Genomic DNA, 27,000 nt, shown 5'->3' with positions numbered 1-27,000 from the left:
AGGTAAAAGCAGTAACTTTGCAGCATTCTTCCATAGAAAACACGCAATAAAGAAAATGAAGATAGGTAATATAGACTTTGGTAGCAGGCCGTTATTCCTTGCACCCATGGAGGATGTGACTGATATTGGTTTCCGCAAGCTGTGTAAGCGTTACGGCGCGGCGATGGTGTATACGGAATTTGTGGCGGCTGAGGCGATAATACGCTGTATTTCAAGCACTTTGTCGAAGATGAAAGTAGACGATGACGAGCGTCCTGTGGGCATACAAATCTATGGCAAGGATGTAGACTCCATGGTAGAGGCAGCCAAGATTGTAGAGACTTTCCATCCAGACATTATTGACTTGAATTTCGGCTGTCCTGTGAAGAAGGTGGCGGGTAAAGGTGCCGGAGCCGGATTGCTGAAGGATATTCCCCGTATGCTGGAGATAGCAAAGGCTGTGGTGAATGCCGTTCACACTCCCGTCACTGCCAAGACACGCCTGGGATGGGATAAGGAAAACCTGATAATCACTACTTTGGCTGAACAGCTGCAGGACTGTGGCATTCAAGCACTTACCATTCATGGCCGCACCCGCTCGCAAATGTACACGGGTAATGCCGACTGGACTCTGATCGGCGAAGTGAAGCGCAATCCCCGCATTCACATCCCTATCATCGGAAATGGAGACATTACGACGCCTGAGATGGCTGAGGAAGCGTTTGATAAATACGATGTTGATGCCGTAATGATAGGTCGCGCTACCTTCGGGAGGCCTTGGTTTTTCAAGGAGTGCAGAGATTATATGAATGGAGTAGAGGGCCTGGAAGTAAAGGATAAGGGCGCAGATAACATACCTGCTGCACCCTTAACGATAGATGATAAGATAGACATCCTGAAAAAGCAATTGCTCATCAATGTGGAGCGTATAGATGAATACAGGGGCATCTTGCACACCCGACGCCACCTTGCTGCGTCGCCGATATTCAAGAATATTCCTAATTTCCGGCAGACGCGCATTGCTATGTTGCGGGCAGATACGGTAGATGAGGTCGTCAATATACTTGAGGATTGCCGATTGAAACTCAAAGAGTTAGCTTCTAACTGCGACAAAATAGAGAATTGATTTGTAGATTATTAACATCTGAAAATGGCAACTAAAAAGACCGCTGCCAGATTTGTTCTCCGACAGCGGTCTATATATGTTGTTATTTCTATGCTTTGTCTTAGCTTTTCCTCCAATCTTTCTTCAATAAGTCTTAGGCCTCTGCATTTCTATCCATGTGAACGCCTTCGAGTGCGAGCAGTCCAAACATCAATGCTGCTACTGCGATAAATGTACTGAATGTCATAATGTTATCCTTTCTCTATTATTATTGTCTTATTTTCTTAATGCGGTGCAAAGTTAGTGCCTTTGAGCTGCTTGACCAAGTTTTTGACTTGAATTGTAGACGAATTTCGAACTTTCTTGACGGTCGTCAATCCGCTTGATGGCAGTCAATTGTTGGCAGATGTCAGGTTGGCAGTGGCAATAAAGATGAGATGCCTGCCTTTGAATGTAGTGGCGAAAAGATAGGTCTGTCCGCCGTCCTTCAGTTTAAGCCGTTTACGAAGCTCCTCTGCCGTAAGTGGGAAATTGCGTACAGAAACGTTGGCTTGGGTGATGTCTCTAAGCTTCTGATGCAGTTCTCGCTTATTCACCGTGGCGATGTCGTTTACTTTGAACCGCCTGCCGGGGAATGCCGGAAGGTCGTGGGAGCTTATATATATATGTGAGTCGTGATCGAGCATGGTGATACCGAGGGTCTTGGACAGTTGTCCGAACACGCCAGCTTTCATGACAGAGGCGTTGGGTACGAAGAGATAGCAACTGCTTTCTGAAAAAGCATCGTCTTCCGTCAGCAAGGGTGCTGTCGGAGTGTCATCAGTCTCGAATACGGAGTTGTCGTTGACACAGACGATTTTAGTGGGCCGTTTGCAATGCTGGCGATGGGTTGCCAAAATGATCAGGAGCTCTTTGCATTCGTTTTTAACTGAGATGATGTGCACCTCACAGCTGGGCAGGCACGCTTCGGTAGGCAGGTCGGACAAGAGTTGACGCACAGCCTCGTGCCAATCGAGCATTGGTGAAAACTTAATCATCACTACATCGGCTCGTTGAAGCAGGTCGTTCCGGATGGCAAGCAAGCAGGGAGTGCAGTCTTCTATGCGGAAAACCTTTTGTCCGGTGGTATTTCTTCTTGCGGGATCAAGATAGACAACGGTGTCGGCCACATCATCATTGCGGGAAGATTTCAGGGGAATGTGTTGTAAAAGATAATCCACGCCGTCAGCGTTTACCGACTCGACATTGTGCAGTCCGAGCATACGGAAGTTGTAGGTGGCCACTTCTGCCAGTTCCGGGTTGCGCTCCACATAGACGGCGTGGGCGAAGTATCCCGACATCAATGAGAAGTCAACGCCGAATCCGCCCGTCAGATCGAAGAGCGTGGCCTGGTGGCAAAGTCCTGACAGGGAGAAATACCTTCCTTTGTATCTTGCTGTGGCCTCGCTGGAACACTGCTCCATGTTGAGATGTGGAGGATAGACGACGCCTTCTGTTGTCGCCCAGGTCGGCAACTTCTTTCTTGCAGTTTGCCAGCCCTGTATTTGGTCTAAGGCAAAGGATAAGTCAACTTTGGGATTGCGATTGCCTTTGAGAGCTAATTGCCTGACATCATCGAGACGGTGCAAACGAATAAAATCAACGGTTTCATCGGTAATATTCATAGTTATTTATAGATAAGAGTGGTGAGCCTCTCAGGATTGAAGATCTGCTGTGCCACGCGTTGTATGTCTTCGACATTGACGGCGTCAATATCTCTGAACAGAGCTTCCAGGTCTCTCATCTTGTTGTGAAAGAGGAAAACACTGCCAAAGTCGAGTGCAAAGTTCTCTCTATTGTCGCAGTCAATCGTAAGCTGCCCCCTTAATTGTTTCTTTGCAGAGAGCAGCTTATGAGGTGTAAGAGGTGTATCCCTAACCTTGTCAAGCTCTCTTTTGACGAGGCTGAGACAGCGTTTTACGTCCATTTCATCGCATCCAAGATAGGTGCACCATAGTCCCGTATCGCCATAGGTCATCATAGAGCTCTCTACAGTGTAGACCAGTCCACGATGCTCTCTGAGCACGATGTTGAGCCTTGCGTTCATGCCTCGTCCACCCAAGATATTGTTGAGCAGATAAAGACTCATCCGGTCTCTCAACAGACTGTCGTGGCCGCTGTAGGAGCGACTCCCGATCATGACGTGCGCCTGATGGGTGCCGCGCTTACGGATAATGTGGGCGGCCTCGTCGTTTTCAAAATCAGATGAAACCGAAGATTCAGGGATGAGAGGCTCTCTTTGGATGGCGGTATCAATGGGGAGAGGCGGAATCTTTTTACCGCCATACATAAAAAACACCATGTTTTCAGGCCGGTAGAAGTGTTGGGTGAAACGAAGAGCGTCATTTGAAGTGAATGACCGCACACGCTCCGTAGTGCCAAGAATATTGTGTCCGATGGGATGGCTCTTGAAAAGGATGTTCTCGAAGTCGTCGTAGATAAGGTCGGAAGGCGAATCATTGTAGCTTTCTATCTCATCACAGATGACCTCTTTCTCTTTGTCGATCTCCTTTTGCGGATAGACGGAGTGGAACACCATGTCGGTGAGCAGGTCCACCGCACGCCGTACATAGTCGGCGGGAATAGCAGCATAGAAAACCGTGCATTCTTTCGTAGTGTAGGCGTTGAGACTTCCTCCCACGCTTTCGAGACAGTTGAGAATATTCCAGGCACTCCTTCGTTTGGTACCCTTGAAGGTAGTGTGCTCGCAGAAGTGGGCCAGTCCTTCCTCGCCTGGCTGTTCGTTGCGGGATCCGGCGGCTATCTGGTATCCGAGATAAACCACAGGCGAGTCTGCAGGAAGATGAATGGTTCGCAGACCGTTAGGAAGAACAGAAGTGATGTAATTCATTGTTTCCATATTGCAAAATTACTGAAAAAAGTTGTAATCATTTCTTTGTAGTCTCTCTCATTTGCATTATCTTTGCCATTGATAAAACAATTATTGGATTTATGCGTAAGGTGATAGGAATAGGCGAGACAGTTCTCGACATCATATTCAAAAAGGAGCAGCCCATTGGCGCTTACCCAGGCGGCTCCACATTTAATGCCATTATTTCGTTGTCACGTGCTGGTGTGCCGACCTCGTTTATCAGTGAAGCGGGGCATGACAGGGTGGGGCAGAATATCATTAAGTTTCTGAAGGACAACGGTGTCGATGCCAGTAATGTCAGTGTCTATCCTGGTTCCAAGTCTCCTGTTTCGCTGGCGTTCCTCGACGACAATAACGACGCGGAGTACATCTTTTATAAAGACCACCCTCATGACCAGCTCGACTTCGTCTATCCAGACATCCAACCCGATGATATCGTGCTTTTTGGTTCGTTTTATGCGGTCAATCCTGTTATCCGTCCACAGATAGTGGGGCTGCTCGACTATGCGCGTGCCCATGGCGCCATCATCTATTATGATGTCAATTATCGCAATTCGCACAAGGACGATGTCATGAAGATTACCCCTAACTATCTTGAGAATCTCGAGTATGCCGATATAGTCCGTGGTTCCCGCGAAGACTTCGATGTGCTCTACAAGCTTGATAATCCCGACAAGGTGTATCAGGCTGAGATCAGTTTTTATTGTAAGAAGTTCATCTACACGTCAGGCGCCAACCCCGTGAGCCTGTATGCTGACAACGGGTTACGTAAGCGCTATCCTGTCACGCCGATGGAGACTGTGAGCACGATAGGTGCAGGTGATAATTTCAACGCAGGCTTTCTCTTTGGCTTGGTGAAGAACAACATTACCCGCCGCGACATCGACGCCGGGCTCACTGAGCAACAATGGGATGCGTGCATTTCCAGTGGCCAGCGGTTCTCGGCCGAGGCCTGCAAGACTATTTTCAATTATGTCCCGGCCGACTCGCCTGTCTGTAAATCATGAAGTGATGTCTGAGTCTTCGGAATGCTCAATCTCATCATCTGATAGCCCGATTTCTTTTCCTTGTCTTATTGTCTTTTCCGGTTCTTATGTGCCATTCACAAGAAACAGTGGATATTCAGGGAACCTTCTTACGCCTCGACACTGCCATCAAGGCCTCTCCAAAGTATGTGTGGTCGAAGCAATTGCACATAGACGGACTCGAGGAAAGGCTTCGGACTGCCATTGAGCCGATGACACGCTATTCCGTAAGCCGTGAGCTCTTCGGAGAATTCCGCTCCTATAAGAATGACTCAGCCTTCTTCTATCTGCAAGTCGCCATCCGTGAGGCGCAGCAGATGAGGGTGCCGACCTTGTTGGAGATTGCCTGTCGCGCCTCACCGACCAGACTACTGAGGTGGGGCAGTATGAGGATGCCTTCAGTCTGCTGAGAAAGGTCAGGACAAGTCAACTCTCACGGGAAGGGCTCGCCGCCTACTATCATGCCTTGAGTCATGTGTATGGCGAAGTGGCTTACTACTCGAAGCTGGAGACAGTGCGATATAGCTGTTACGCCCTCTCGGGACGATATGAAGGTCTGCTGCTGTCGGTGCTTGACCGGCGCACAGCTGCCTACAAGGAGGCATTGTGCCACAGTCTTTTTGCCAAGGGGCACTACCACGAGACCCTGCACATCTGTGATAAATGGGGCCGGATAGTAGATGACAGATCACGAGAATATGCCATGGTGGCCTATTACCGCTTCCTCATTCATATCGCTTTAGGTGATGTGAGGCAGGTCACTTACTGGGTGGCACGCTCTACAGTGAGCGACATCACTCATGCTGTCATGAACCAGGGATCGCTGTGGACGCTGGCAGGTATGCTGAGTGGGAAGGATATCGACCGCTCTTATCGCTACATTCGCTTTTCGTGGACTTGCGCCCAGACCTTTGGAGCCCATCTCCGCGCCTCGCAGATTTCGTCGATCCTTTCGTCTATAGGTGACGAGTACCAGGCGAAACTAACCCAGGCCAATCAACGGCTTAAACGTATCACGGTCATGATACCTTTGCTCGCCATCGTCCCTGCTATTCTTGCTCTACTATGCCAACAGGCAGCGAAGAAAACTCTTCGTTGCAAGAACTGATTTGAGAAATCAGAACAAGCGCATTACCACCGTTAACGCGTAGCTGCACGAAGCCAATGGGGTGAAGGCCGTCTATATAGGTAAGTTCCTGTCGCTGTGCGCTAACTATATCGATCACATGGACGAAATGAGGAAGCGCACCGTAAAAATGATAAAAGGTCATCACGACGATGATTTGCTTAAGCTGATGCGCTCCCTCGAACAGAAGGACAGCGACCTTAACGAGTTTTACGATCATTTCGACAGAACCTTTCTTGGATTGTTCCCCACATTCGTCAGCGACTTCAATGCCCTGCTCAGACCAGAATGTCGTGTTGTGACGGACAGGGACGATAGACTCAACGCGACCGTTAGAATCTTCGCGCTCATTTGGTTAGGCATTGACGACTCTGGAAAGATAGCTGACATCCTGTACTATTCTGCTAACACTATCTACAATTATCGTGCACGTACAAAGAACGGCGCATTGGGCAGTCGTAGTGACTTTGAGAATGAAGTGCGGCAGTTAGGGCGTATTAGCTGAATGCTTCTCCCGTCTGACAGCTCCTTAAGCTGAAGATCTTTATGCTTGTTGATAAACGCCGGTGTTTGATGCGAACGTCATGTATAACTATTGACAGAGGACTTTTTCGTCCGGATCCTTGTTATAGTGCTTCGACAATAGAAAGTTACATCATCCGAAAACGATGTAATCATCCACTTTTGTAAGGTATGGATAATTGATAGATCATACTGATAACCAAAGTATTATGATTCTATGACCTTTGAAAGTATCCACTTTCTATAGAACTGCTCAAAACTATGTTGCCTTTTTCACTATCTTTGTGGCAGAAAACTGTATTACCGAAACTAAACTTTAAATCACATGAAACAAGCAAGAATCTCTATCCTATGGGTATCTTTGCTGTGTACCGTTGTGACCTGGGCGCAGGATGCATTGTTCTCCGGCACTGTCATCGACAAGACCGGCGAGCCTATCATCGGTACTTCTGTCATGGAGAAAGGGAGCTCACGCGGGTCGGCGACCGATCTCAATGGTAAGTTTACCTTTAAAGGACAGCCTGGTGCAACCCTTGCCATCTCTTATATAGGATATGTTACACAGGAGAAGAAAGGCACATCAGATATGCACATTACTCTTTTAGAGGATCGGAAGAATCTTTCCGAGATTGTGGTCATTGGTTATGGCGTCCAGAAGAAAAGTGTGGTGACGGCCTCTATTGCTAAGATCGACGCCTCTGATTTGGCTGAGACGGCACCTGTACGTGTGGACAATGCACTGAAAGGACTTGCAGACGGTGTCAATGTCACGTCCAACTCGGGACAACCTGGCGCCGCGGCCCGTATTCGTGTGCGTGGCACTGGCACCATCAACAACTCGGATCCGCTTTACATTATCGATGGCATCCCTTACGAAGGCTCTTCTGGCATCGATGCTCTCAATCCCAATGACATCGAGAGTATTGAAGTACTCAAGGGTGCTGCCTCCGGTGCCATCTATGGTGCGCGTGCCGCTAATGGCGTCATTCTCGTCACTACCAAGCAAGGAAAGAGCGGAAAGGCTCAGATTAACTATAATTTTTCCTATGGCTGGCAGTCGAAATGGCGTAAACGAGACGTACTCAATGCTACCGATTATGCCATTCTGCAGAACGAACAGTATGTCAATTCAGGGATGGCTCCTCTCTATGCAGACCCCTACCATCCGATAGACATCAATGGCAATGCGGTCACTACCGGTACTGACTGGCAGTACCTTGTCTTCAACGATAACGCACCAGTGGAGAAGCACGATGTATCTGTCAATGGTGGAAACGACCGTGTAAAATACTACCTTTCCATGGGCTACTACGAACAGGAGGGCATTGTGGGTGGAAACTACGGCAAGTCAAACTATAACTGCCTCACGCTCCGCTCCAACACTAATATGAATATCTTTGACGTTACAAAGGACCGCTCGTTCCTCAACAAGCTCGACTTCAGCGTCAGTCTGTCTTATGCGCGTATTAAGAGTACTGGCATAGAGTCAAACTCCACATGGGGTTCGGTACTTGGTTCTGCTCTCGCGCTTTCTCCGATTCTGCCTCCCTACGTGACCGGTCAGGCAGCCGTAGACCGACACAACCGCTATACCTACACCGACTATTCCAAGGACGCAAAGGGCGTGCAGACACCTTATCAAGACATGACAGACAAGAATGGTAACGTCGTGATGATTCCCGGCACAGCCTATAACGAGATAAACAACCCGCTCGGGTTGCTTCTCGAGCCCTCACAGCCGGGGCGGAGCCACCGCTTCATTCAATGCTCCTTTCTATGTCATTCCCAATTTGGCATAGGGCGGTAGTTGGGGCGGACAGCAAGGTGTAGACGAAGGCGCGCTACCCGCAACCATGGAAGTGGACTTATGTCAGGGTATTCCAAAAATAAAAGCAAAGTGAAAACTATGAAAGCAAAATTTTTATTGTCGTCCCTTCTTTTGCTGTCGGGCTCTCTTTTCGCCCAGCAGAAACCGATGGACGCATTCATTGATGACTTGATGTCGAAGATGACAGTTGACGAGAAAATCGGGCAGCTCAATCTGATGCCCGGTAACGATCTCACCACAGGAGCCCAGACCCGTTCGCCGCTCGTCGGTCTGATAGAGCAAGGCCAGCTCGGTGCGGTGCTCAACGCTAAGGGGGCGGCAAAGGTCAGGGCCCTTCAGGAGATAGCTGTCAAGAAGAGCCGTCTCCATATTCCTCTCATTTTTGGCCTCGATGTCATCCATGGCTTCGAGACCGTATTACCTATTCCTTTGGCTCAGGCATGCTCCTGGAATCCGGAAGCCATCGAGGCGGGTGCGCGTATGGCAGCGGAAGAGGCTACGGCCAGCGGCATTTGCTGGGACTATAGTCCGATGGTCGATGTGGGCATCGATGCCCGCTGGGGGCGTGTAGCCGAAGGCTATGGCGAAGATCCTTACCTTTCATCGGTGATGGGAGCCGCCGCCGTGCGTGGCTATCAGGGTAGCGGCGAGCTGAAAGGCTATGCCACCGACGAGATGATGGCCTGCCTGAAGCACTACGCTCTCTACGGGGCCGTTGAGGCCGGACGTGACTATAATACCGTGGATATGAGCCATCTGCGAATGTACAACCAGTATCTTCCGCCTTACAAGGCTGCGGTTAAGGCCGGCGTGGGCTCGGTGATGTCGTCGTTCAACATCGTGGATGGCATCCCGTCCACAGCCAACCGCTGGCTGCTGACCGACGTGCTGAGAAAGCAATGGGGCTTTGGAGGCTTCCTGGTTACTGACTACGGCTCCATCAACGAGATGACACCTTGGGGTGTGGGCGACCAGAAGACGTGTGCGGTCCTGGCTTTGAAGGCGGGCACTGACATGGATATGTGCTCGTCGGCCTATACCAACCAGCTGAAGAAAGGTCTTGCTGACGGCAGCGTGACGATGGCAGAGATCGATCAGGCCGTACGCCGTGTCCTGGAGGCAAAATATAAACTCGGTCTCTTTGACAATCCTTATCGCTACTGTGACACAAAGCGGGAGAAACGTATACTCTACACGGATGCCCATCGACAGCTGGCACGCGATATCGCTGCTCAGACCTTTGTACTGCTGAAGAACGACCAAGACCTGCTGCCATTGGAAAAGCACGGTTCCATCGCACTCATCGGCCCGCTTGCCGATACCCGCAACAACTTGCCGGGGTGCTGGTCGACAGGCGACACGCCTGAGAAATACAGTACCGTTCGCGAGGCCATGCAGCGGTATTTAGGCGATCAAGCCACGGTGCTCTATGCACAGGGATCCAACATCTATGACGACAGTATCCGCCAGAAGGCCGTAGAGTTTGGCCGCCCTCTCCAGCGCGGCGACGGCACGCAGTTGCTTCGTGAGGCTGTGGAGACCGCCAAGAAAGCCGATGTCATCGTGGCCTGCCTCGGTGAGATGGCAGAGATGAGCGGTGAGAGCTCGGCGCGCACCGACTTGGACATGCCTGATGCCGAGGAGCGTCTGCTGAAGTCTCTCGTGGCTACGGGCAAGCCGGTGGTACTGCTCCATTTCGCTGGACGCCCCACCGTTCTCTCGTGGGAGGCGGAGCATGTGCCGGCCATTATGAATGTGTGGTTTGCAGGCTCCGAGACGGGTGACGCCATCTGCGACGTGCTCTTTGGCGATAAAGTGCCTACAGGAAAACTCGTAAACAGTATGCCGCGTGCCACAGGACAGGAGCCGCTTTACTACAATCATATGAATACAGGGCGGCCTGTAGAGGACGGCAGTAAAGTGTTTACGAAATATCAAAGCAACTACATCGATGTGGTGCATGGGCCGCTTTATCCCTTTGGCTATGGGCTAAGCTATACAACTTACGATTATGGTCCCGTCACGCTGTCGGCGCCGGTGATGGCAAGGGATGGAAAGATCACGGCCACGGCCACTATCACCAACACAGGCAGCCGCGATGGCGATGAAATCGTGCAATTTTATATCCGTGATGTCTTTGCAAACATCGTCAGACCCGTCAAGGAGCTGAAGGGCTTCCAAAGAATTCATCTTGCAAAAGGTGAGCGCAAGACAGTCAGTTTTGATATTGATGCATCGACACTCAGCTATCTCGATGTGAACGGCAACGCGGTGCTTGAACCGGGCGATTTCGACATCATGATAGGGCCGAACAGCCACGATGTGCAGACTGCACGGCTTTCTGTGCGCTGATCGAAAAAAAAAGTCAGGGCGACCCTTATGGCCGCCCTGACACTTATTTGCTAAATAACGATTTCTTACTTTCCGAATTGTCCGTCAAGGAAAGTGTAGAAGGCAGGATCCTCACCCACTACAGTCTTGACAATCTTGCCGTCAGGACCAACAAGAATCTTTGTAGGGAACCCTTGGATGCCGTAGAGCTCGGTGGTCTGCACTACGCCCGTCTTGGGCTGATAGACATGCTTCCAAGGCAGTTCGTACTTTTTCACGCCGGCTTTCCACTTATCCTCGCTCTCGTTGCAGTCGATGGAGAGAATCTCAAACTTGCCCTTGTACTTGTTGTAGTATTCCTTCATCTTTGGAATGCCCCGTACGCACCAGATGCACCAGGTACCCCAGAAGTCGAGGAGCACGTATTTGCCTTTGAAGTTAGACAGCGAGAGGGGCTTGCCATTGAGGTCATTGAGAGTGAAGTTGGGAGCTGTGACGCCGGGAGCTTGCTTTGTCTCTGCCTCTTTCTCAGCTTTCTCCTGCGCTTCCGCCTGATCAATGATGTTCTGATAGAAGTGGTGCATGCGTCCGTTTCTGATGGTAGCAGAGAGCGAGGCAGCCGCTTTCTTCATGTTGTCCACGCCGTCAATTCTCGGGATGAAGGCGGCTGCGCCCTCCGAGTCCGGATGCTTGGCGATGAAGTTGAGCATGTCCTGGGTGGCTTGTCTCTGTAGGGCAGGAGCCTTCTCCTGAAACTCCTTCGAGAGCTTCTCCTGCGCCTCGCTGCCTTCCATGCGCTTGTCCAGTACAGCCTCAAGGTCGTTGAGGGGCTTCGTAGCTGCGTCATAAGCTCTGTTGGCTTCGTTGTATTGCTGGTAGAACTTGCTGCCGCTGAAATAGTAAGACGTGTTCAGATCTCCGGTCAGCACAGCCTTTTCACCGGGCACGGCGACGGCTGTAAAGCCGATGTGTTCCTCACGGCGCAGTGTGCCGGGGGTGTAAGCGTAGATTGTAGTGGGTTCGGCTACATTGACGGTGAACTGGAATTTGGCATCTTTCGTGAGTACGGTGTCGCGCTTTATGTCGCGTTCACCTGCCGGTGTCATCACGATGAGTGTATCTTTCAAGCCCTTCAGCTCGCCGGAAAAGGTGACATTGCCTTTCCCGTCGGCGGCGTTAGCATCTATTGTAAGCAGGGTCAGGGCCGCCATGGTCAGAATAGTCTTTCTCATAGTTTATACTTTTTGTTTGTATGGTTCATTTCAATGTTTTGCGTTTGCGGTGTAATGGCATCGCCTCTACGCTGTAAACGCATTGCCTCTACACCGTAAACGCGATGCCATTACACCGTAAAGGCAACACGTTTACGCTGTAAAGGCAAGTCGTTGTTTTCTCTATTTCTTTTTCGGGAAGCGGCGTGCCCAGCCTTCCTCAGAGAAGTCGGGCTCCTCGTCCTTGAACGCCACGTCGCTGCCTTTCATCAGCGCGCGCCAGTCTTCTTTGCCCTTGAGGCCGTCATCGCCAGTAGTTTTCTTTCTTCTTTCCTTTTTTCTGGCAGGCGCGTTTCCGTGTGGAGCCTCGCTGTCAGCATCGTTGCATCTCACTTCACGCCCTTTGTATTTCGAGCCGTTGAGGGCGCGCATGACGCGGTCAGCATCTTTTTCGGGTACCTCAATGTATGAGAATTTCGACAGCAGGTCGATGTGTCCGATTTCCTGTTTCTGCCCGTGGACGTGATGATTGACAAACTGCATCACCTCGCCCGGATAGAAACCGTCGGCCTTGCCCAGGTTGATGAAGAGTCGTCTGTAGCCCGCCTCGGCCTTGTGTGGGCCGCGCTGGCGGTCGCCACGGGAACCATTTCGCCCGTTTCCACCGCTGTTTCTGCGGCTATCCTTGTTTCTCGACGAAGCGCTGCTACGTGTGGGCTTCTCGATTTGTGGTGCGTTCTTGTAGTAATCGAGGAAGCGGCCGAAGGTGTTCGACACCATTTTCTTGATGATGTCTTCTTTGTCGATATATTCAAACTGGCGGTTGATGTCGGGCATGTAGGGTGCGATGAGTTCTTCGTCAACGTCTGTTTTCATGATGTCGTCCATGACCTTGAAGAGTTGTTTCTTGCAAATCTCCTCAGGTGTAGGCAGTGTGCCGTCGACAAACTCCTTGCCGATGACTCTCTCTATGGCCTTGACCTTGAACTTCTCTCGTGTGTGGATGATGGAAATGCTGGTGCCTTTCTTTCCCGCGCGGCCGGTACGTCCGGAGCGGTGCGTATAGTTCTCCACGTCGTCGGGCAGCCCGAAGTTGATGACGTGGGTGAGATCGTCGACGTCGAGGCCGCGTGCGGCCACGTCGGTAGCCACGAGGAGCTGCACCAGATGCTGTCGGAATTTCTGCATTGTGAGGTCACGCTGTTGCTGCGAGAGGTCGCCGTGGAGCGACTCCGCGTTGTAGCCGTCCTTAATGAGCTTGTCAGCCACCTCCTGAGTTTCGAGCTTTGTACGGCAGAAAATGATGGCGTAGATGTGCGGATAGTAGTCCACGATCCGTTTCAGGGCCAGATACTTGTCTTTGGCGTTGACCAGATAGTAGATGTGGTTGACGTTTTCGGCACCCTCGTTACGTGATCCCACCACAATCTCTTTATAGTCGTGCAGGTATTTGGTGGCGATTTTCTCAATCTCCTTGCTCATGGTGGCTGAGAAAAGCAGCGTATTGCGATCCTCGGGCACATGCTCAAAGATGGTGTTGATGCTGTCGGAGAAGCCCATGTTGAGCATTTCGTCGGCTTCGTCGAGCACCACATTCCGGATGCTGTCAAGTTTCACTTTGCCCCGCTCCATGAGGTCGATAAGTCGTCCGGGCGTGGCCACGATGATCTGTGCGCCGTGGCGCAGCTCGTTGATCTGTGTGACGATGGACGCGCCACCGTAGACAGGGATGACGTGCAGGTGGGGAATATACTTCGCAAACGAGTTAAGGTCGTCTGCAATCTGTAGGCACAGCTCACGTGTGGGGCTGAGGATAAGAGCCTGGGTGTCTTTGACGCTGGCGTCGGTCCGTTGCAAGACAGGAATGCCGTATGCGGCCGTCTTGCCTGTGCCGGTCTGCGCCAATGCGATGACGTCGTTGTGCTCACCCAAAAGATAGGGAATAACTTCTTCTTGGACGGGCATCGGCTGCTCGAATCCAAGCTCTTCAATGGCGCGGCGAATAGATTCACTTACGCCTAATTCTTCAAATGTCTTCAAAAAAATATAGCTATATAAATAATGTGTAATCTCCAGGGAGATTGAAATACTTTGCAAAGTTACTATAAAATAAGCGATCGGGCGATAAAAAGATGATAATAATTGTTATCTTTGCAAGATTAATAGGAAAGAGATGAAAATAGCCGTTTTTTGCTCTGCCAATGAAGCAATCGATGCCGTGTACTTTGATGCTGCTGCCGAGTTAGGCCGATGGATAGGGGCCAACGGCCATACATTAGTGTATGGCGGACAGAATCGTGGGCTCATGCGCTGTGTGGGCGAAGCGGTACACGAGAGCGGTGGGCAGCTCATCGGCGTCATTCCGCAGATTCTTGTCAAGAGAGGACAGCGGCCTGACTGCCTCGACGTGGAGATACCGTGTGACAATCTCGCCGATCGTAAGGAGCTCATGCTTGCCCAGGCTGATGTCTGCGTGGCTCTGCCCGGTGGCATCGGTACACTTGATGAGGTGTTTACTATGGCAGCTTCACACAATATCGGCTACCACTCAAAGATGGTGATTCTCTACGATATTGCCGGATTTTGGGACAAGACCATTGGGCTGCTTGACGATCTGCAGCGGCGAGGTTTCATCCGGGGACGGTGGACAGACAACATTCAAGTGGCGGGAAGCTTTGAAGAACTAAAAAAGATGTTATAGCCGTGCAAGTTTTCTCCATCTGTCACATTTTACTCATGTATAAAGGAGAAAAACAATGAACAGACTATTCAAATTGATGGCCTTTGCTGCCATTCTATTTTCTGTATCGGCAACTTTACAGTCGTGCGATCTCGACAACGATGACAACAAACTCATCATTGATCCTATAGAGCGTCCCAATGCCCTGGTGACATTTAAGACTGACTCTACAACGGGAGCGTTCTTTATGCAGCTTAATGACTCGGTGACGCTTGTTGACAAGAATATCACCAAGTCACCTTACGGCGACAAGGAAGTGCGCGGACTGATCTCTTTCGTTCCAGTGGACAAAAATGAAACAGGCCTTCGCCGGCAGATTCATCTGATTATGGTCTTCGACAGCATCCGCATAAAGCCGATGTCTCCTGTTGTGCCCGATCTGCAGAAAGCCTACGGCAACGATCCCGTGGAGATCGTCAACGACTGGACTACCGTATGTGAGGACGGTTATCTGACGCTGCGCTTCCGTACCTATTTCGAGGGTGTCAAGCCCCATGTGCTACGGCTGGTACGTACGGGCGACTATGAGGTGACTTTATATCACGATGCTGGCAACGACGTGCGGGGACGTTTGTATGATGGATGGATTGCTTTCCGGCTTAACGACTTGCCGGATACGGGAGGTAACTACAAAGATCTCACGTTGAAATGGACATCTTTCTCGGGTGAGAAGTCGGTGACATTTAAATATAAAACCAGAAAATAGCAACAGCTTGACACCTATAAGTCTGCATATCAATTATTAATGAATCAAGAACAGCATATCCTTCAGATGTTCGCTCAGGGCGATGAGCGTGCGATGGATATGCTGTATTCTGTTTATGCCGGCTATCTTACGGGGGTGTGCAGTCGATATGTGCCGCAGTACGATGACCTTTGTGATGTCTTGCAAGAGGCGCTGGTGAAGATTTTTACTTCAATATCTATGTTTCGCTATCAGGGTGTAGGCTCTTTGAAAGCATGGCTGACTCGCGTTGTCATCAATGAGGCATTGATTTTTCTGCGCGATAGGAAAAAAATGCGATTTGTAGATGATGACCGTGAAATACCAGAGCAACCGGAAGAGCAGCCTGACGAATCTGCATTGAATGAAGACATGGTAGCAGCAGCTATTCAAGTGCTACCCGATGGCTACCGCACGGTGTTTAATCTCTATGCCATTGAGGGCAAGAGTCATAAGGAGATAGCCAAGATATTGAATATCAAGCCTGACACATCTGCCTCGCAATATCATCGGGCTAAGAATATGCTGGCAAGACTGCTGAAAGAGATGGAAAGAAAGGAAGGACAGCGATGAAATGGGATAAAATGAGCGATAAAGATAAATGGATAAAGGACGTGAGCCGGTTGATGAACAACCGTCAGGTCCAGGCTCCGGAAGGCTTATTGGAGGCCGTTAAGAAAGAGTCTGCTGTACGTGAGCAGCTGGCCAGGAAGCCGATGGTACATCCTATGGCGGCCGGTGCGCATACTTTTCCTTTGCGTGTCCGTCGCTGGGTTGCTGCCGCTGCAATTGTAGTGGCGATTGCTTTGCCTGTTGCCTTCAGTCTGCTCCATCAGCATCAAGATGAGATGGCTGTCGCTGATCAGGCTCATCCCACTCGGATAAAGACCGGAAAAACTGCTGACCTCACCAGTCCACAACAGGGAAAATTCCTGATGACAGGCTTCTCCGGGCGTCCGCGCACTGAAGCGACTTATCATTTACACTCAGTGGATGCCTATTCCTCTCTCTCGACGGATACGACTGCTACCCGCATCGAAGGGCCATTGATCTCTGAAGGCGTTGGGGCTGATCCGGTATCTCCCCAGTCTTCTATAAAAAAGGAAAGAAATGCTCAGCCCGATGCCACCTATTCTCCGTCTGTGAGCGAGCACCATGTCTCCGCTTCCACTCGCCGTGCCGGCACACTCATGCTGACCGCTTATTGTGGTGGACTGGGTTCAGGACAGCGAAATGGCGTAGGCATGTCAACAGGCATCATGATGGCCGACGCTGCTCCTTATGGCCTAACCTCTTTGGAGATGGCCAGTGTGTCGCAGCGAAACGGTCTGGTTGCTGTTGACCGCCGCCGAATGAAGGCTCATCATGCTCAGCCGGTAAAGGTGGGAATGAGTGTGGGGTATGCGTTGTCTGATCGATGGACAATCCGAACGGGACTGACCTACAGCTATCTCTCCAGCGATTTTACTACTGAAGGCGAGCTCGCGCAAACGCAACGACTTCACTATGTCGGCATGCCGGTATCGGCAAGCTACACACTTCTTCGTAGCCAGAAGGCGGAAGTCTACGCCACTGCAGGCGGAGAGGTGGAGAAATTAGTAAAAGGCACGGTTTCATCGGTAAACAGAAAGAACGAGAAGGTCAATGAGAAACGGCCGCAGTTCTCTATGACGGGAGCTATTGGTGGCGCTTATCATTTCACGCCTTCGCTGAGCGTTTATGCCGAACCGGGGGTGAGCTATTATTTCGACAATCACAGCAATGTCATGAATGTCTACAAAGATCGTCCCACCAGTTTTAGCTTGAATGTCGGTCTGAGAATCACAATCAAGTAATTCTTAAAATCTTATATATAGCTCAGATAAATTCTGTACCTTTGCACGCGTTATGGTATTGAATTACATCTGGATAGCTTTTTTCGTCGTCTCCTTCATCTTTGCCGTGGTACAGCTGTTGATGGGCGATACGACCATCTTTCAGAAGATAGTCGACTCCACTTTCGACACCTCCAAGACAGCCTTTGAGACTTCTCTCGGACTGACGGGAGTGCTGGCCCTTTGGCTTGGCATCATGAAGATTGGAGAGAAGGCAGGCTCCGTGAATGTGCTGGCGCGCATGCTCAGCCCCGTCTTTTCCAGGCTCTTTCCGGATATTCCAAAGAACCATCCGGCAATGGGATCCATTTTCATGAACGTCGCTTCCAATATGCTCGGACTTGACAATGCCGCTACGCCCACGGGGCTGAAGGCCATGCAACAAATGCAGGAACTCAACCCGAAAAAAGATACTGCCACCAATCCGATGATTATGTTTTTGGTGTTGAACACCTCCGGGCTGACCATCATCCCGACGACGATCCTTGCCTTTCGTTCCAGTTACGGCGCCGCACAGCCTACGGATGTGTTCATCCCCATTCTGTTGGCCACGACCGTAGCCACTCTTTTCGGCATCATCATCACTTGTCTCTGGCAGCGCACCAACATTTTTCGGCCGTCCATGCTGGCCATTCTCGGCGGCATGTGTGCTTTTGTCGGTCTCGTTATCTGGGCTTTTGGCAGCATGGATAAGGACACTATGAGCACCGTGGCGTCTGTTGGAGGCAATGTCATTCTGCTGTCCGTCATCGTCGTTTTCATCGTAGGCGGTCTTTTGAAACGAATCAATGTCTATGATGCCTTTATTGAAGGGGCAAAGGAAGGCTTCCAGACCGCGGTGCGCATCATCCCTTATCTCGTCGCCATTCTTGTGGCAGTGGGTGTTTTCCGCGCTTCAGGGGCAATGGATATGATGATCAATGGCATCTCATGGTGTGCTGGACAATGTGGACTCAACACCGATTTCGTCGGGGCATTGCCCACGGCTTTTATGAAGCCGCTGTCGGGAAGCGGAGCCCGCGGCATGATGCTCGAGGCTATGAAAAACTATGGTCCCGACTCCTTTGTAGGGCGCTTGTCGTGCATTTTCCAGGGTTCAACAGATACCACCTTTTATATATTGGCCGTCTATTTCGGCTCTGTGAATATCAAGTACACGCGTCATGCCGTGGCCTGTGGCTTGTTAGCCGACCTCGTGGGCGTGGTGGCGGCCATCTTCATTGCTTACATTTTCTTCGGATAGATATCAGAAAAACATTCTCTTTGGATATATGGCAAGTTTAAAATCGCTCCTTAAAGAAACCGCCATTTATGGCTTGAGCTCTATCGCTGCGCGGTTTATCGGCTATCTCCTCGTGCCTATCGAGACGGCGAAGTTCAATGCTGCTGGCGGGCAGTATGGCATCATCACCAATATTTACGCCTATATCGCCCTGCTCATCATCATTCTCACCTATGGCATGGAGACCACCTTCTTCCGCTTCATGAACCGTCCTGGCGAGGATCCAAAGAAGGTTTATGCTACGACCCTGCGTATGGTAGGCTTCACTTCGCTGCTGTTCGTGTTTCTGTTGAGAGTGTTTCTGCATCCCGTCGCGGGAGCCATTGGCTATCCTGACCACCCTGAATACATTATGATCATGGGCGTTTGCGTGGCTGTCGACGCTTTTACCGCCATACCTTTTGCCTATCTCCGTCTGCAGCACAAGGCGTTGAAGTTTGCCTTGCTGAAAATGGTGAGCATCGTCGTCAACCTTGTCGGTGTGAGTCTCTACCTCATTGTGTTGCCCGATATGCACCTTAACCTCTTCGGTATCTATGACGCTCACTTCAGCCTTGAGGTAGTATGGATATTCTGGATTGAGCTGTCAGGCTCCATCCTCACGCTGATTCTCCTGGCCAAAGAGTTGAAAGGCTTTGCCAATCCCTTCGACAAGGCTACGTGTAAGCGCATGCTTTCCTATACCTGGCCGCTGTTAGTGATGGGTCTTGCCGGCCAGCTCAACCAGTGTGCCTCGCAGATTATCTTCCCCTATGCCTTTAATGGCAGTGCCGACGAGGCCCGTGTCCAGCTTGGCATTTATGGCGCATGTATCAAGATTGCGATGATAATGGTCATGATTACGCAGGCTTTCCGCTATGCCTATGAGCCTTTTGTCTTCGGCCAGTCAAAGGAAAAGAATAGCAAGGAGACCTATGCCAAGGTGATGAAATACTACATTATCTTCACCCTTCTCGCCTTTCTCTGTGTCATCGGCTATATGGATATCATCCGCTATATCGTGGGCAAGAGCTATTGGGAAGGCTTGGAAATCGTGCCCATCGTGATGGCGGCTGAGATCATGTTCGGCGTTTTCTTCAACCTAAGCTTCTGGTACAAGCTTATTGACAAGACCATCTGGGGAGCCTGGTTCTCCGGCATCGGCGCTGCGGTACTGATAGCAGTCGATGTCATCTTTATTCCACGCTTCAGTTATTGGGCTTGTGCCTGGGCCGGATTCGTGAGCTATACGGTGAGCATGGTACTGAGCTACTTCTTCGGACAGAAATATTATCCCATTCGCTATCCATTGAAGGACATCGCCTTCTATACGGTTACCGCCCTTGTGGTGTTCATTATGCTCGACTTCAGCAATGGCCACCTGCCGATGTGGGAGGCTCTTGGCATCAATACAATACTGATAGCCGCATTCGTCGCCATCATTATCAAGCGTGATTTCTGGAAGCTCATTCAGGCCCGAAGAGCAAGATGAGGGGGTGTCCTTATGAACTTTGGACAAAAAAATAAAAAATATCCGCCTTTTCTTGCCACAACATATTAATAATGTGTACCTTTGTAACGATTTTTAGATGTTAGTCAAAACAATAAGTTTTTTAGTTTTTTAGATGAACGTTATTACAAAGACCGTCCAGTTGCCAGATGGGAGAACCATCTCAATTGAGACCGGAAAGGTTGCCAAGCAAGCCGACGGCGCCGTTGTTCTCCGTATGAACAACACCGTGCTCCTTGCTGCCGTCACCGCAGCCAAAGAGGCAGTTCCCGGCACCGATTTTATGCCGGTGACAGTTGATTACCGTGAGAAGTATTACGCGACCGGACGTTTTCCCGGCGGTTTTACCAAACGTGAGGGTAAAGCCACAGATGAAGAAATTCTTATTTCCCGCCTTGTAGACCGCGCACTAAGGCCTTTATTCCCTTCTGATTTCCATTGCGAGGTATTCGTACAAATCTGGCTCCTCTCCTCCGACGGAAAGGATCAGCCCGACGCACTGGCTGGTTTCGCAGCCTCTGCTGCCATGGCTTGCTCTACGATTCCTTTCGAGCATACCATTTCTGAGTGCCGTGTGGCCCGCGTCAACGGTGAATATGTCATCGACCCGACCTTTGATCAGATGAAGGATGCCGATCTCGACATTATGGTGGGCTGCACCAAGGACAACCTCATGATGGTGGAAGGAGAGATGAGCGAGGTGTCGGAGCACGACCTCGTGGAAGCGCTCAAGGCGGCACAAAAGGCCATCGTGCCGATGTGTGAGCTGCAGGATGAGCTCGCCAAGGAGCTGGGTACCGATGTCAAGCGCGAGTACAACGACGAGATCAACGATGAGGACCTGCGCAAGCAAATCCACGATGAGCTCTATCAGCCTGCCTACGATACTATTCATAAGACTCTGCCTAAGCAGGAGCGTAACGACGCTTTCGACCAAACACTCGCCGACTTCCTTGAGAAATACGACGCTGCTCACACCGATCTCTCTGAGGAGGATTTGGAGGAGAAGCACGCTGAGGCCGGCCGCTACTGGAACGATGTGCTGCGTGATGCCATGCGCCGCTGCGTCCTTGATGAGGGCCTGCGCATGGACGGCCGCAAGACCGACGAGGTGCGTCCTATCTGGTGCGAGGTGAGCCCGCTTCCCATGCCTCACGGAAGCGCTATCTTCCAGCGAGGTGAGACCATGTCACTGGCTACCGTCACACTCGGTACCAAGCTCGATGAAAAGATGATCGACGGTGTGGTGAGCCAGGGCTACCAGCGTTTCCTGCTCCATTACAACTTCCCACCATTCTCTACCGGTGAGGCGAAGAGTCAGCGCGGCCCCGGCCGTCGCGAGATAGGCCACGGCCATTTAGCATGGCGTGCCCTCAAAGGCCAGATTCCGGCAGACTATCCCTACACCGTGCGTGTAGTCTCTGATATCCTTGAGTCCAACGGCTCTTCATCGATGGCCAGCGTCTGCGGTGGCACTCTCGCCCTCATGGATGCCGGTGTGCCCATCAAGAAGCCGGTGGCAGGCATTGCCATGGGTCTCATCAAGAATCCCGGTGAGGACAAGTATGCCATTCTCTCTGATATTCTCGGCGACGAGGATCACCTTGGCGACATGGACTTCAAGACCACTGGTACGAAGGATGGTCTGACAGCCACACAGATGGATATCAAGTGCGACGGCCTGTCGTTCGACATCATTGAGAAAGCACTCATGCAGGCCAAGGCCGGCCGTGAGCACATTATGGGTGAGATGATGAAGACCATCTCGGAGCCTCGTGAGGAGCTCAAGCCCCAGGTGCCCCGCATTGAGGCCTTCGATATTCCTAAGGAGTTCATCGGTGCCGTCATTGGCCCAGGTGGAAAGATCATTCAGCAGATGCAGGAAGAAACCGGTGCCACCATCACTATCGACGAGGCGGACGGAGTGGGTCATGTGCAGGTGTCGGCTCCCAACAAAGAGAGTATCGACATAGCTATTGCCAAGATTCGTGGCATCGTTGCGCTACCCGAGGTGGGCGAAGTCTACGATGGAGTGGTGAAGAGCATTATGCCTTACGGTTGCTTTGTGGAGATTCTCCCGGGCAAGGAAGGACTGCTTCACATCTCTGAGATTGCCTGGAAGCGTCTCGAGACCGTGGAGGAGGCTGGCATCAAGGAGGGCGATCATATTCAAGTTAAGCTGCTTGAGATTGACTCTAAGACCGGCAAGTACAAACTCTCGCACCGCGTGCTTCTCGAGAAGCCCGAAGGCTATCAGGAGCGTCCGCGTCGTCCACGCCGTGAGAATGGCGAGCGCCGTCCACGCCGTGAGAATGGCGAGCAGGGCGCACAGCAGCACGGCGAGCGCCGTCTACGCCGTTATGAGAACCACGACAACGGTCAGGAGCAACACAGAGACTTCTCTGATCAGCTCGATCACAATAACGATGTAGACTAATTTTTTGTAAATTCATCAAATAAATGAGGGTGGCCATGACGGTCGCCCTTATTTTGTCAGGTAGATGCCTCTGCCAATTTCTGATCGTGCGACAACTGCCACACGATTGTCAAGCAATTGTCGCACGATTGTCAAGCAACTGTCACACGATCGTCAAGCAACTGTCACACGATGGATTTTAACCGATGTGGAGTGATCTCAATGTTGAAACCATACAAATTCTTTGTAATAATTACAAAATTTTAGTGGAATTATTTGGAGGGTATTGATATTCTTTCTATCTTTGCACTCGAAATACAAAAACGAGATATAATACATTAATACAAAGACATTATGAAAGAACTGAAAGGAACAAAGACAGAGAAGAATCTGCAGGAAGCATTCGCAGGTGAGAGCCAGGCTCGTAACAGGTATACTTATTTCGCAAGCAAGGCCCGCAAGGATGGCTACGAGCAGATTGCCGCTATCTTCGAGGAGACAGCCAACAACGAAAAAGAGCACGCTAAGCTCTGGTTCAAGTATCTTGAGGGTGGTGATCTGAAGGACACCAAGAGCAACCTCGAGGCTGCTGCTGCCGGTGAGAACTACGAGTGGACTGATATGTACGCTCGTATGGCGAAAGAGGCTGAGGAAGAAGGCTTCAAGGAGATTGCCGCTAAGTTCAGCATGGTAGGTGCCATTGAGAAGCATCATGAGGAGCGCTACAAGAAGCTTGTTGGTAACCTCGAGGAGGGTATCGTTTTCTCCCGCGACGATGAGCGCATCTGGAAGTGCCGCAACTGTGGCCATATCGTAGTCGGCAAGTTCGCCCCGAAGGTGTGCCCCGTCTGCAACCATCCGCAGAGCTTCTTCGAAATCAAAGCAGAGAACTATTAATCATTCTCTGTCAACATTCATATACCATTGCCCGCGACAGTATGCCTGTCGCGGGCTTTTTCGTCTGCAAGAAAATTTCAGATGAATCAATCCTTTTCTGCGAAAAAAGTACTATTTTTGCAATCGAAACGAACCATTAACACAAAGCTGCTATGAACAGATACCCTTTAAGAATACAGACATTCGAGGAAATTCGAAAGAATGACTGGTATTATGTAGACAAGACCGCACTTATCTATAGTTTAGTCAAAGGGGCACAAAGTTGCTTTCTGAATCGTCCCCGTCGTTTTGGCAAGTCACTGCTTGTCACGACGATGCAGGCATATTTTGAGGGCAAGAAAGAACTGTTTAAAGGGCTCGCCATAGAGATGCTGGAAAAAGACTGGGTGAAATATCCAGTCATACATCTTGACCTGAGCAGCGGGAAATACTATGATCTCAATGCACTTAAGTCAACCATAGGATTCCTGCTCTACGTTTGTGAGCAACCGTCGTAGCGCTTTTAAAGGAATGCTAAGTAACAGACGATTCAATATCGTTCTTGTTAGCGAGAATTCCAGTAATGGCAGTCAGGCGATGCAGCCGTCTAAGAGTATTGAATACATGGCAATGCTTTGACGGTGGAGCTGTAGATGTTATCTGTCCAGCATTTTTTGGATCTGTTGCCGAAGATACTGTTGCAAGCCTTCATCCTCAATGATTTCTATGTGGTCGTAGAGTCCGAGGATGAAGCGCCCTATACCCGCATAGTTCGCCACATCGGTCTCTAAGAGCCAATGTGTGTCATCTTCACGTGTGAGACAAGCTTCTGAATGAGGGTACTCCTCCTGCATGAAATTCGAAGAAGACACATCGAGGCGAAGACGAATATGATGCCTGATCTCTCCACTGTACATGAACATATCGGTGAAGGCATCCCTATGCTTTTCTTCATGGCTCCAGTCATCTTCGAGTATGTCAACACTGCTAATGCGAGAGATCTTGAAAGTCTTGTTGATACTTGACTCCGGTTCATAGGCACGAATGTCACTTTCCTCTCCGAGAAACATGAATGGCTCTACAAAGCGGTCCCTTACCGTAAGGCTGTTGGAGGATGCATAGTTATGTAGTACAACGCATTTCTTATCATGTATAGCACGCTTCAATAGTAGGTAATTTTTATAGGGTCCGTAGCTCTTTTCATTCCCGTCCTGCCCGTTGAGGTTATAAAATCGCTCCAGTTTCACCATCAATGCGCCGGCTAAGGCGTTGTCTTTCCCTGTCAGCAAGAGGAGTTTGTAAAGATAGGCTGCCTGGTCGGTGGTGAAGTTAACGGAAGATCTCAACTCGCGAAAAAAAGGAGAGTTGATGTCCAGACTGTAGGATCCTTTGGTATGGTTGACCATAAATCCGTATTTCTCCAAAGCATTCAGCACGTAATAGGCGTTACGGGTGCTGGATCCTAAGATCTCAGCTATCGATGCTGCGGATTGTCCTTGGTCACCTGCAATGGCTTTGATTACGTTGAGCCAGCGGTAAAGTGACCGAGTTGTCTCATTTTCCTTTGCCATTGATTATTCAAATTTCAATTCAAGCTGTCGGTCACCATAAAGATTAAAACTCTTACGGTGATATTTTGAAATGCCATACTTGGCAATAGCCGTGCGGTGCTCACGGGTTGGATAGCCTTTATTTTTGCGCCAATCGTACATGGGAAACTCTTCATCAAGCCGGTTCATATAGTCGTCGCGATAGGTCTTTGCAAGAATGGAGGCTGCGGCAATGGCTTGGTATTTGGCGTCGCCGTGGACAATACAAGTATATGGAATTGTTACAGGGTGCGACTCTTGTAACCGTCTGCACCCGTTAGTATCATCAAAATTCCCGCATCTTTTTGGCAAGCTTGGCGTGGCATCAAACCGGTTACCGTCGATGATCAGTGCCCTGGGCTTGAAGTTTAACTGGGCAATAGCGCGGTGCATGGCAAGAAAAGAAGCGTGGAGGATGTTGATCTCATCAATTTCCTCAGGAGTGACAACGCCTACGGCCCATGCTGTCGCATCGTGCTGGATCTGCTCACGTAGAGCATATCGCCGCTTCTCAGAGAGCTTCTTTGAGTCATTGAGTGCGGGGTTATCGTAATCGGCCGGCAGGATGACGGCAGCAGCATACACGCTGCCTGCCAGGCATCCACGCCCGGCTTCATCGCATCCCGCTTCCAACAGATCCTTATAATAATGTGGGGAAAGCATTACTCTAAAACATTTTTGATACTCTCTCTATTCCCTCTGCCAACGTATCAATCTCCTCTTTCGTGTTGTAGAGGGCAAAGGAGGCACGGACAGTACCGAGGACACCGAGGCGATCCATGAGGGGTTGAGCGCAATGATGACCCGTGCGCACAGCGATACCGAGCTGGTCGAGCAGCGTGCCCATATCCATGTGGTGAATCCTGCCGACATTGAAAGAGATAACCGCATCACTTAGGTGTTTAGAGTTTAGAGTTGAGAGTTGAGAGTTACGATTACCATAAGCCAATCCGTGACCGTAGATATGTATAGCGTCAATCTGTGAGAGACGTTGCACTGCATACTCAGTGAGCGCATGCTCATGGGCTGCTATGTTATCCATACCCAGCTTCTCCAAATAGTCGATAGCTACGGCAAGACCATGAGTGGCGATATAGTCGGGCGTGCCGGCCTCAAACTTCAGGGGTGGCTGCTCAAATGTGGTATTTTCAAAGCTTACATGGTCGATCATCTCGCCTCCGCCCTGATATGGCGGCAGACGGTCGAGCCAGTCCTCCTTGCCATACAGCACACCGACGCCCGTCGGACCATACATCTTGTGGCCGCTGCAGACATAGAAGTCACAGTCCAACTGCTGTACATCAATCTTGAAGTGTGGCGCGCTCTGTGCACCGTCGACAACACAAGGTACCCCATGCTTGTGAGCAATGTGGATGATGTCTTCCACCGGATTGACAGTTCCCAGCACATTGCTAACATGGGTCACGCTGACGATCTTTGTCTTCTCATTAAAGAGATTGTGATAGGCTTCTATGTCCAGCACACCATCGTCGCTCATGGGAATGACGCGGAGGTGAATGCCTTTGCGGTTGGCAGCCAATTGCCACGGCACTATGTTGGAATGATGCTCCATGACCGATACGATGACTTCATCTCCGGGTTGCATTATCGCCTCTGAGAAGGTGGAGGCTATCAAGTTGAGCCCTTCGGTAGTGCCACGCGTGAAGACGATTTCTGTGGTATTCTTAGCATTGAGAAAGCGGCGCACAGTCTCGCGTGCTTGCTCGTGTAGTTCTGTGGCCTGCACGCTAAGATAGTGCACGCCGCGGTGGACGTTGGCATTCTCGTTGAGGTATTCGTGACGCATGGCGTCAAGTACGCATAGTGGTTTCTGTGTCGTGGCGGCATTGTCGAGATAGACCAAAGGCTTGCCATGAATCTTGCGACTCAATATAGGGAAGTCTTCCCTTATTTTTTCAATATCATAATTCATTTTCTATGTCATAAATGCTGAGTTCCAAGTGAAGTCTTA

General features: G+C 50.4%; 23 protein-coding genes. 16 read left to right on the top strand and 7 right to left on the bottom strand.

What is annotated here, in order from left to right; translation table 11 throughout:
• The first annotated feature begins 55 nt into the window (after window positions 1-55).
• Window positions 56-1,105: a tRNA dihydrouridine synthase DusB gene (gene dusB, locus PREMU_RS02520; RefSeq protein WP_007572894.1), complete on the top strand. Its 1,050-nt coding sequence runs from the start codon at window positions 56-58 to the stop codon at window positions 1,103-1,105.
• A 371-nt stretch (window positions 1,106-1,476) separates the two neighbouring features.
• Here dusB and PREMU_RS02515 read toward each other — a convergent pair whose 3' ends face one another.
• Complete coding sequence (locus PREMU_RS02515) at window positions 1,477-2,748, bottom strand: THUMP-like domain-containing protein (RefSeq protein WP_007572891.1); 1,272 nt, start codon at window positions 2,746-2,748, stop codon at window positions 1,477-1,479.
• A gap of 2 nt (window positions 2,749-2,750) precedes the next feature.
• The gene (locus tag PREMU_RS02510; protein WP_040558561.1) at window positions 2,751-3,974 is read right to left on the bottom strand and encodes a M16 family metallopeptidase; all 1,224 of its coding nucleotides are present in this window, start codon (window positions 3,972-3,974) and stop codon (window positions 2,751-2,753) included.
• A 101-nt stretch (window positions 3,975-4,075) separates the two neighbouring features.
• Between PREMU_RS02510 and PREMU_RS02505 the strand changes: the two genes are divergently transcribed.
• The 6 genes from PREMU_RS02505 to bglX all read left to right on the top strand — a co-directional run bounded on the left by PREMU_RS02505 (window position 4,076) and on the right by bglX (window position 10,848).
• Window positions 4,076-5,002, top strand: coding sequence for a carbohydrate kinase family protein (locus PREMU_RS02505; RefSeq protein WP_007572887.1), 927 nt, complete (start codon window positions 4,076-4,078; stop codon window positions 5,000-5,002).
• A 107-nt stretch (window positions 5,003-5,109) separates the two neighbouring features.
• The gene (locus tag PREMU_RS14055) at window positions 5,110-5,430 is read left to right on the top strand and encodes a hypothetical protein (RefSeq protein WP_156803938.1); all 321 of its coding nucleotides are present in this window, start codon (window positions 5,110-5,112) and stop codon (window positions 5,428-5,430) included.
• Window positions 5,397-6,128 (top strand): DUF6377 domain-containing protein, encoded by a 732-nt coding sequence (locus PREMU_RS15825; protein ID WP_050796335.1) that lies wholly within the window; start codon window positions 5,397-5,399, stop codon window positions 6,126-6,128. The genes PREMU_RS14055 and PREMU_RS15825 overlap by 34 nt, the downstream gene beginning before the upstream one ends.
• A gap of 43 nt (window positions 6,129-6,171) precedes the next feature.
• On the top strand, window positions 6,172-6,651 hold the full coding sequence (locus PREMU_RS15820) for a DUF6377 domain-containing protein (protein ID WP_262502466.1): 480 nt from the start codon (window positions 6,172-6,174) through the stop codon (window positions 6,649-6,651).
• A gap of 342 nt (window positions 6,652-6,993) precedes the next feature.
• The gene (locus PREMU_RS02495; protein ID WP_007572885.1) at window positions 6,994-8,475 is read left to right on the top strand and encodes a SusC/RagA family TonB-linked outer membrane protein; all 1,482 of its coding nucleotides are present in this window, start codon (window positions 6,994-6,996) and stop codon (window positions 8,473-8,475) included.
• A gap of 99 nt (window positions 8,476-8,574) precedes the next feature.
• Window positions 8,575-10,848 (top strand): beta-glucosidase BglX, encoded by a 2,274-nt coding sequence (bglX, locus tag PREMU_RS02490; protein WP_007572883.1) that lies wholly within the window; start codon window positions 8,575-8,577, stop codon window positions 10,846-10,848.
• 65 nt (window positions 10,849-10,913) lie between these two features.
• Here bglX and PREMU_RS02485 read toward each other — a convergent pair whose 3' ends face one another.
• Together PREMU_RS02485 and PREMU_RS02480 are read right to left on the bottom strand one after the other, a co-directional pair.
• Window positions 10,914-12,059, bottom strand: coding sequence for a TlpA disulfide reductase family protein (locus tag PREMU_RS02485; RefSeq protein WP_007572881.1), 1,146 nt, complete (start codon window positions 12,057-12,059; stop codon window positions 10,914-10,916).
• A 162-nt stretch (window positions 12,060-12,221) separates the two neighbouring features.
• A complete protein-coding gene (locus PREMU_RS02480; protein ID WP_007572880.1) occupies window positions 12,222-14,078 on the bottom strand; it encodes a DEAD/DEAH box helicase in 1,857 nt (618 codons plus the stop codon).
• 133 nt (window positions 14,079-14,211) lie between these two features.
• Here PREMU_RS02480 and PREMU_RS02475 point away from each other — a divergent pair, with 133 nt between their 5' ends.
• The 9 genes from PREMU_RS02475 to PREMU_RS02435 all read left to right on the top strand — a co-directional run bounded on the left by PREMU_RS02475 (window position 14,212) and on the right by PREMU_RS02435 (window position 23,957).
• Complete coding sequence (locus tag PREMU_RS02475) at window positions 14,212-14,739, top strand: LOG family protein (protein ID WP_007572878.1); 528 nt, start codon at window positions 14,212-14,214, stop codon at window positions 14,737-14,739.
• 55 nt (window positions 14,740-14,794) lie between these two features.
• The gene (locus PREMU_RS02470) at window positions 14,795-15,484 is read left to right on the top strand and encodes a NigD1/NigD2 family lipoprotein (protein WP_007572876.1); all 690 of its coding nucleotides are present in this window, start codon (window positions 14,795-14,797) and stop codon (window positions 15,482-15,484) included.
• Window positions 15,485-15,523: 39 nt separating this feature from the next.
• Window positions 15,524-16,075 carry an RNA polymerase sigma factor gene (locus PREMU_RS02465; RefSeq protein WP_040557948.1) on the top strand — a complete coding sequence of 184 codons (552 nt, stop codon included), beginning with the start codon at window positions 15,524-15,526 and terminating at the stop codon, window positions 16,073-16,075.
• On the top strand, window positions 16,072-17,337 hold the full coding sequence (locus tag PREMU_RS14040) for a porin family protein (protein ID WP_007572873.1): 1,266 nt from the start codon (window positions 16,072-16,074) through the stop codon (window positions 17,335-17,337). Before PREMU_RS02465 ends, PREMU_RS14040 begins: the two co-directional genes overlap by 4 nt.
• A gap of 52 nt (window positions 17,338-17,389) precedes the next feature.
• Window positions 17,390-18,619: a nucleoside recognition domain-containing protein gene (locus PREMU_RS02455; protein ID WP_007572872.1), complete on the top strand. Its 1,230-nt coding sequence runs from the start codon at window positions 17,390-17,392 to the stop codon at window positions 18,617-18,619.
• A 28-nt stretch (window positions 18,620-18,647) separates the two neighbouring features.
• A complete protein-coding gene (locus PREMU_RS02450) occupies window positions 18,648-20,129 on the top strand; it encodes an oligosaccharide flippase family protein (protein ID WP_007572871.1) in 1,482 nt (493 codons plus the stop codon).
• 133 nt (window positions 20,130-20,262) lie between these two features.
• On the top strand, window positions 20,263-22,584 hold the full coding sequence (gene pnp, locus PREMU_RS02445; protein WP_007572870.1) for a polyribonucleotide nucleotidyltransferase: 2,322 nt from the start codon (window positions 20,263-20,265) through the stop codon (window positions 22,582-22,584).
• A gap of 333 nt (window positions 22,585-22,917) precedes the next feature.
• Window positions 22,918-23,460, top strand: coding sequence for a rubrerythrin (rbr, locus tag PREMU_RS02440; protein WP_007572869.1), 543 nt, complete (start codon window positions 22,918-22,920; stop codon window positions 23,458-23,460).
• A 152-nt stretch (window positions 23,461-23,612) separates the two neighbouring features.
• The gene (locus PREMU_RS02435) at window positions 23,613-23,957 is read left to right on the top strand and encodes an AAA family ATPase (protein WP_050796332.1); all 345 of its coding nucleotides are present in this window, start codon (window positions 23,613-23,615) and stop codon (window positions 23,955-23,957) included.
• A 138-nt stretch (window positions 23,958-24,095) separates the two neighbouring features.
• Here the strand turns inward: PREMU_RS02435 and PREMU_RS02430 are convergent, their stop codons facing one another.
• Genes PREMU_RS02430 through PREMU_RS02420 form a run of 3 tightly spaced genes read right to left on the bottom strand, consistent with a single transcriptional unit; the run spans window position 24,096 to window position 26,961 of the window.
• Window positions 24,096-25,010 (bottom strand): WYL domain-containing transcriptional regulator, encoded by a 915-nt coding sequence (locus PREMU_RS02430; RefSeq protein WP_007572868.1) that lies wholly within the window; start codon window positions 25,008-25,010, stop codon window positions 24,096-24,098.
• A 3-nt stretch (window positions 25,011-25,013) separates the two neighbouring features.
• A complete protein-coding gene (locus PREMU_RS02425) occupies window positions 25,014-25,691 on the bottom strand; it encodes a ribonuclease HII (protein WP_007572867.1) in 678 nt (225 codons plus the stop codon).
• Between the two features lie 4 nt (window positions 25,692-25,695).
• Complete coding sequence (locus PREMU_RS02420; protein WP_007572866.1) at window positions 25,696-26,961, bottom strand: aminotransferase class V-fold PLP-dependent enzyme; 1,266 nt, start codon at window positions 26,959-26,961, stop codon at window positions 25,696-25,698.
• Window positions 26,962-27,000: the final 39 nt, after the last annotated feature.

Origin of the sequence: Hallella multisaccharivorax DSM 17128 (assembly GCF_000218235.1) — a bacterium.
Lineage (GTDB): Bacteria > Bacteroidota > Bacteroidia > Bacteroidales > Bacteroidaceae > Prevotella > Prevotella multisaccharivorax.
Note: the sequence above shows the minus strand (reverse complement) of the source record. Positions and strands in the feature narration are given on the sequence as shown.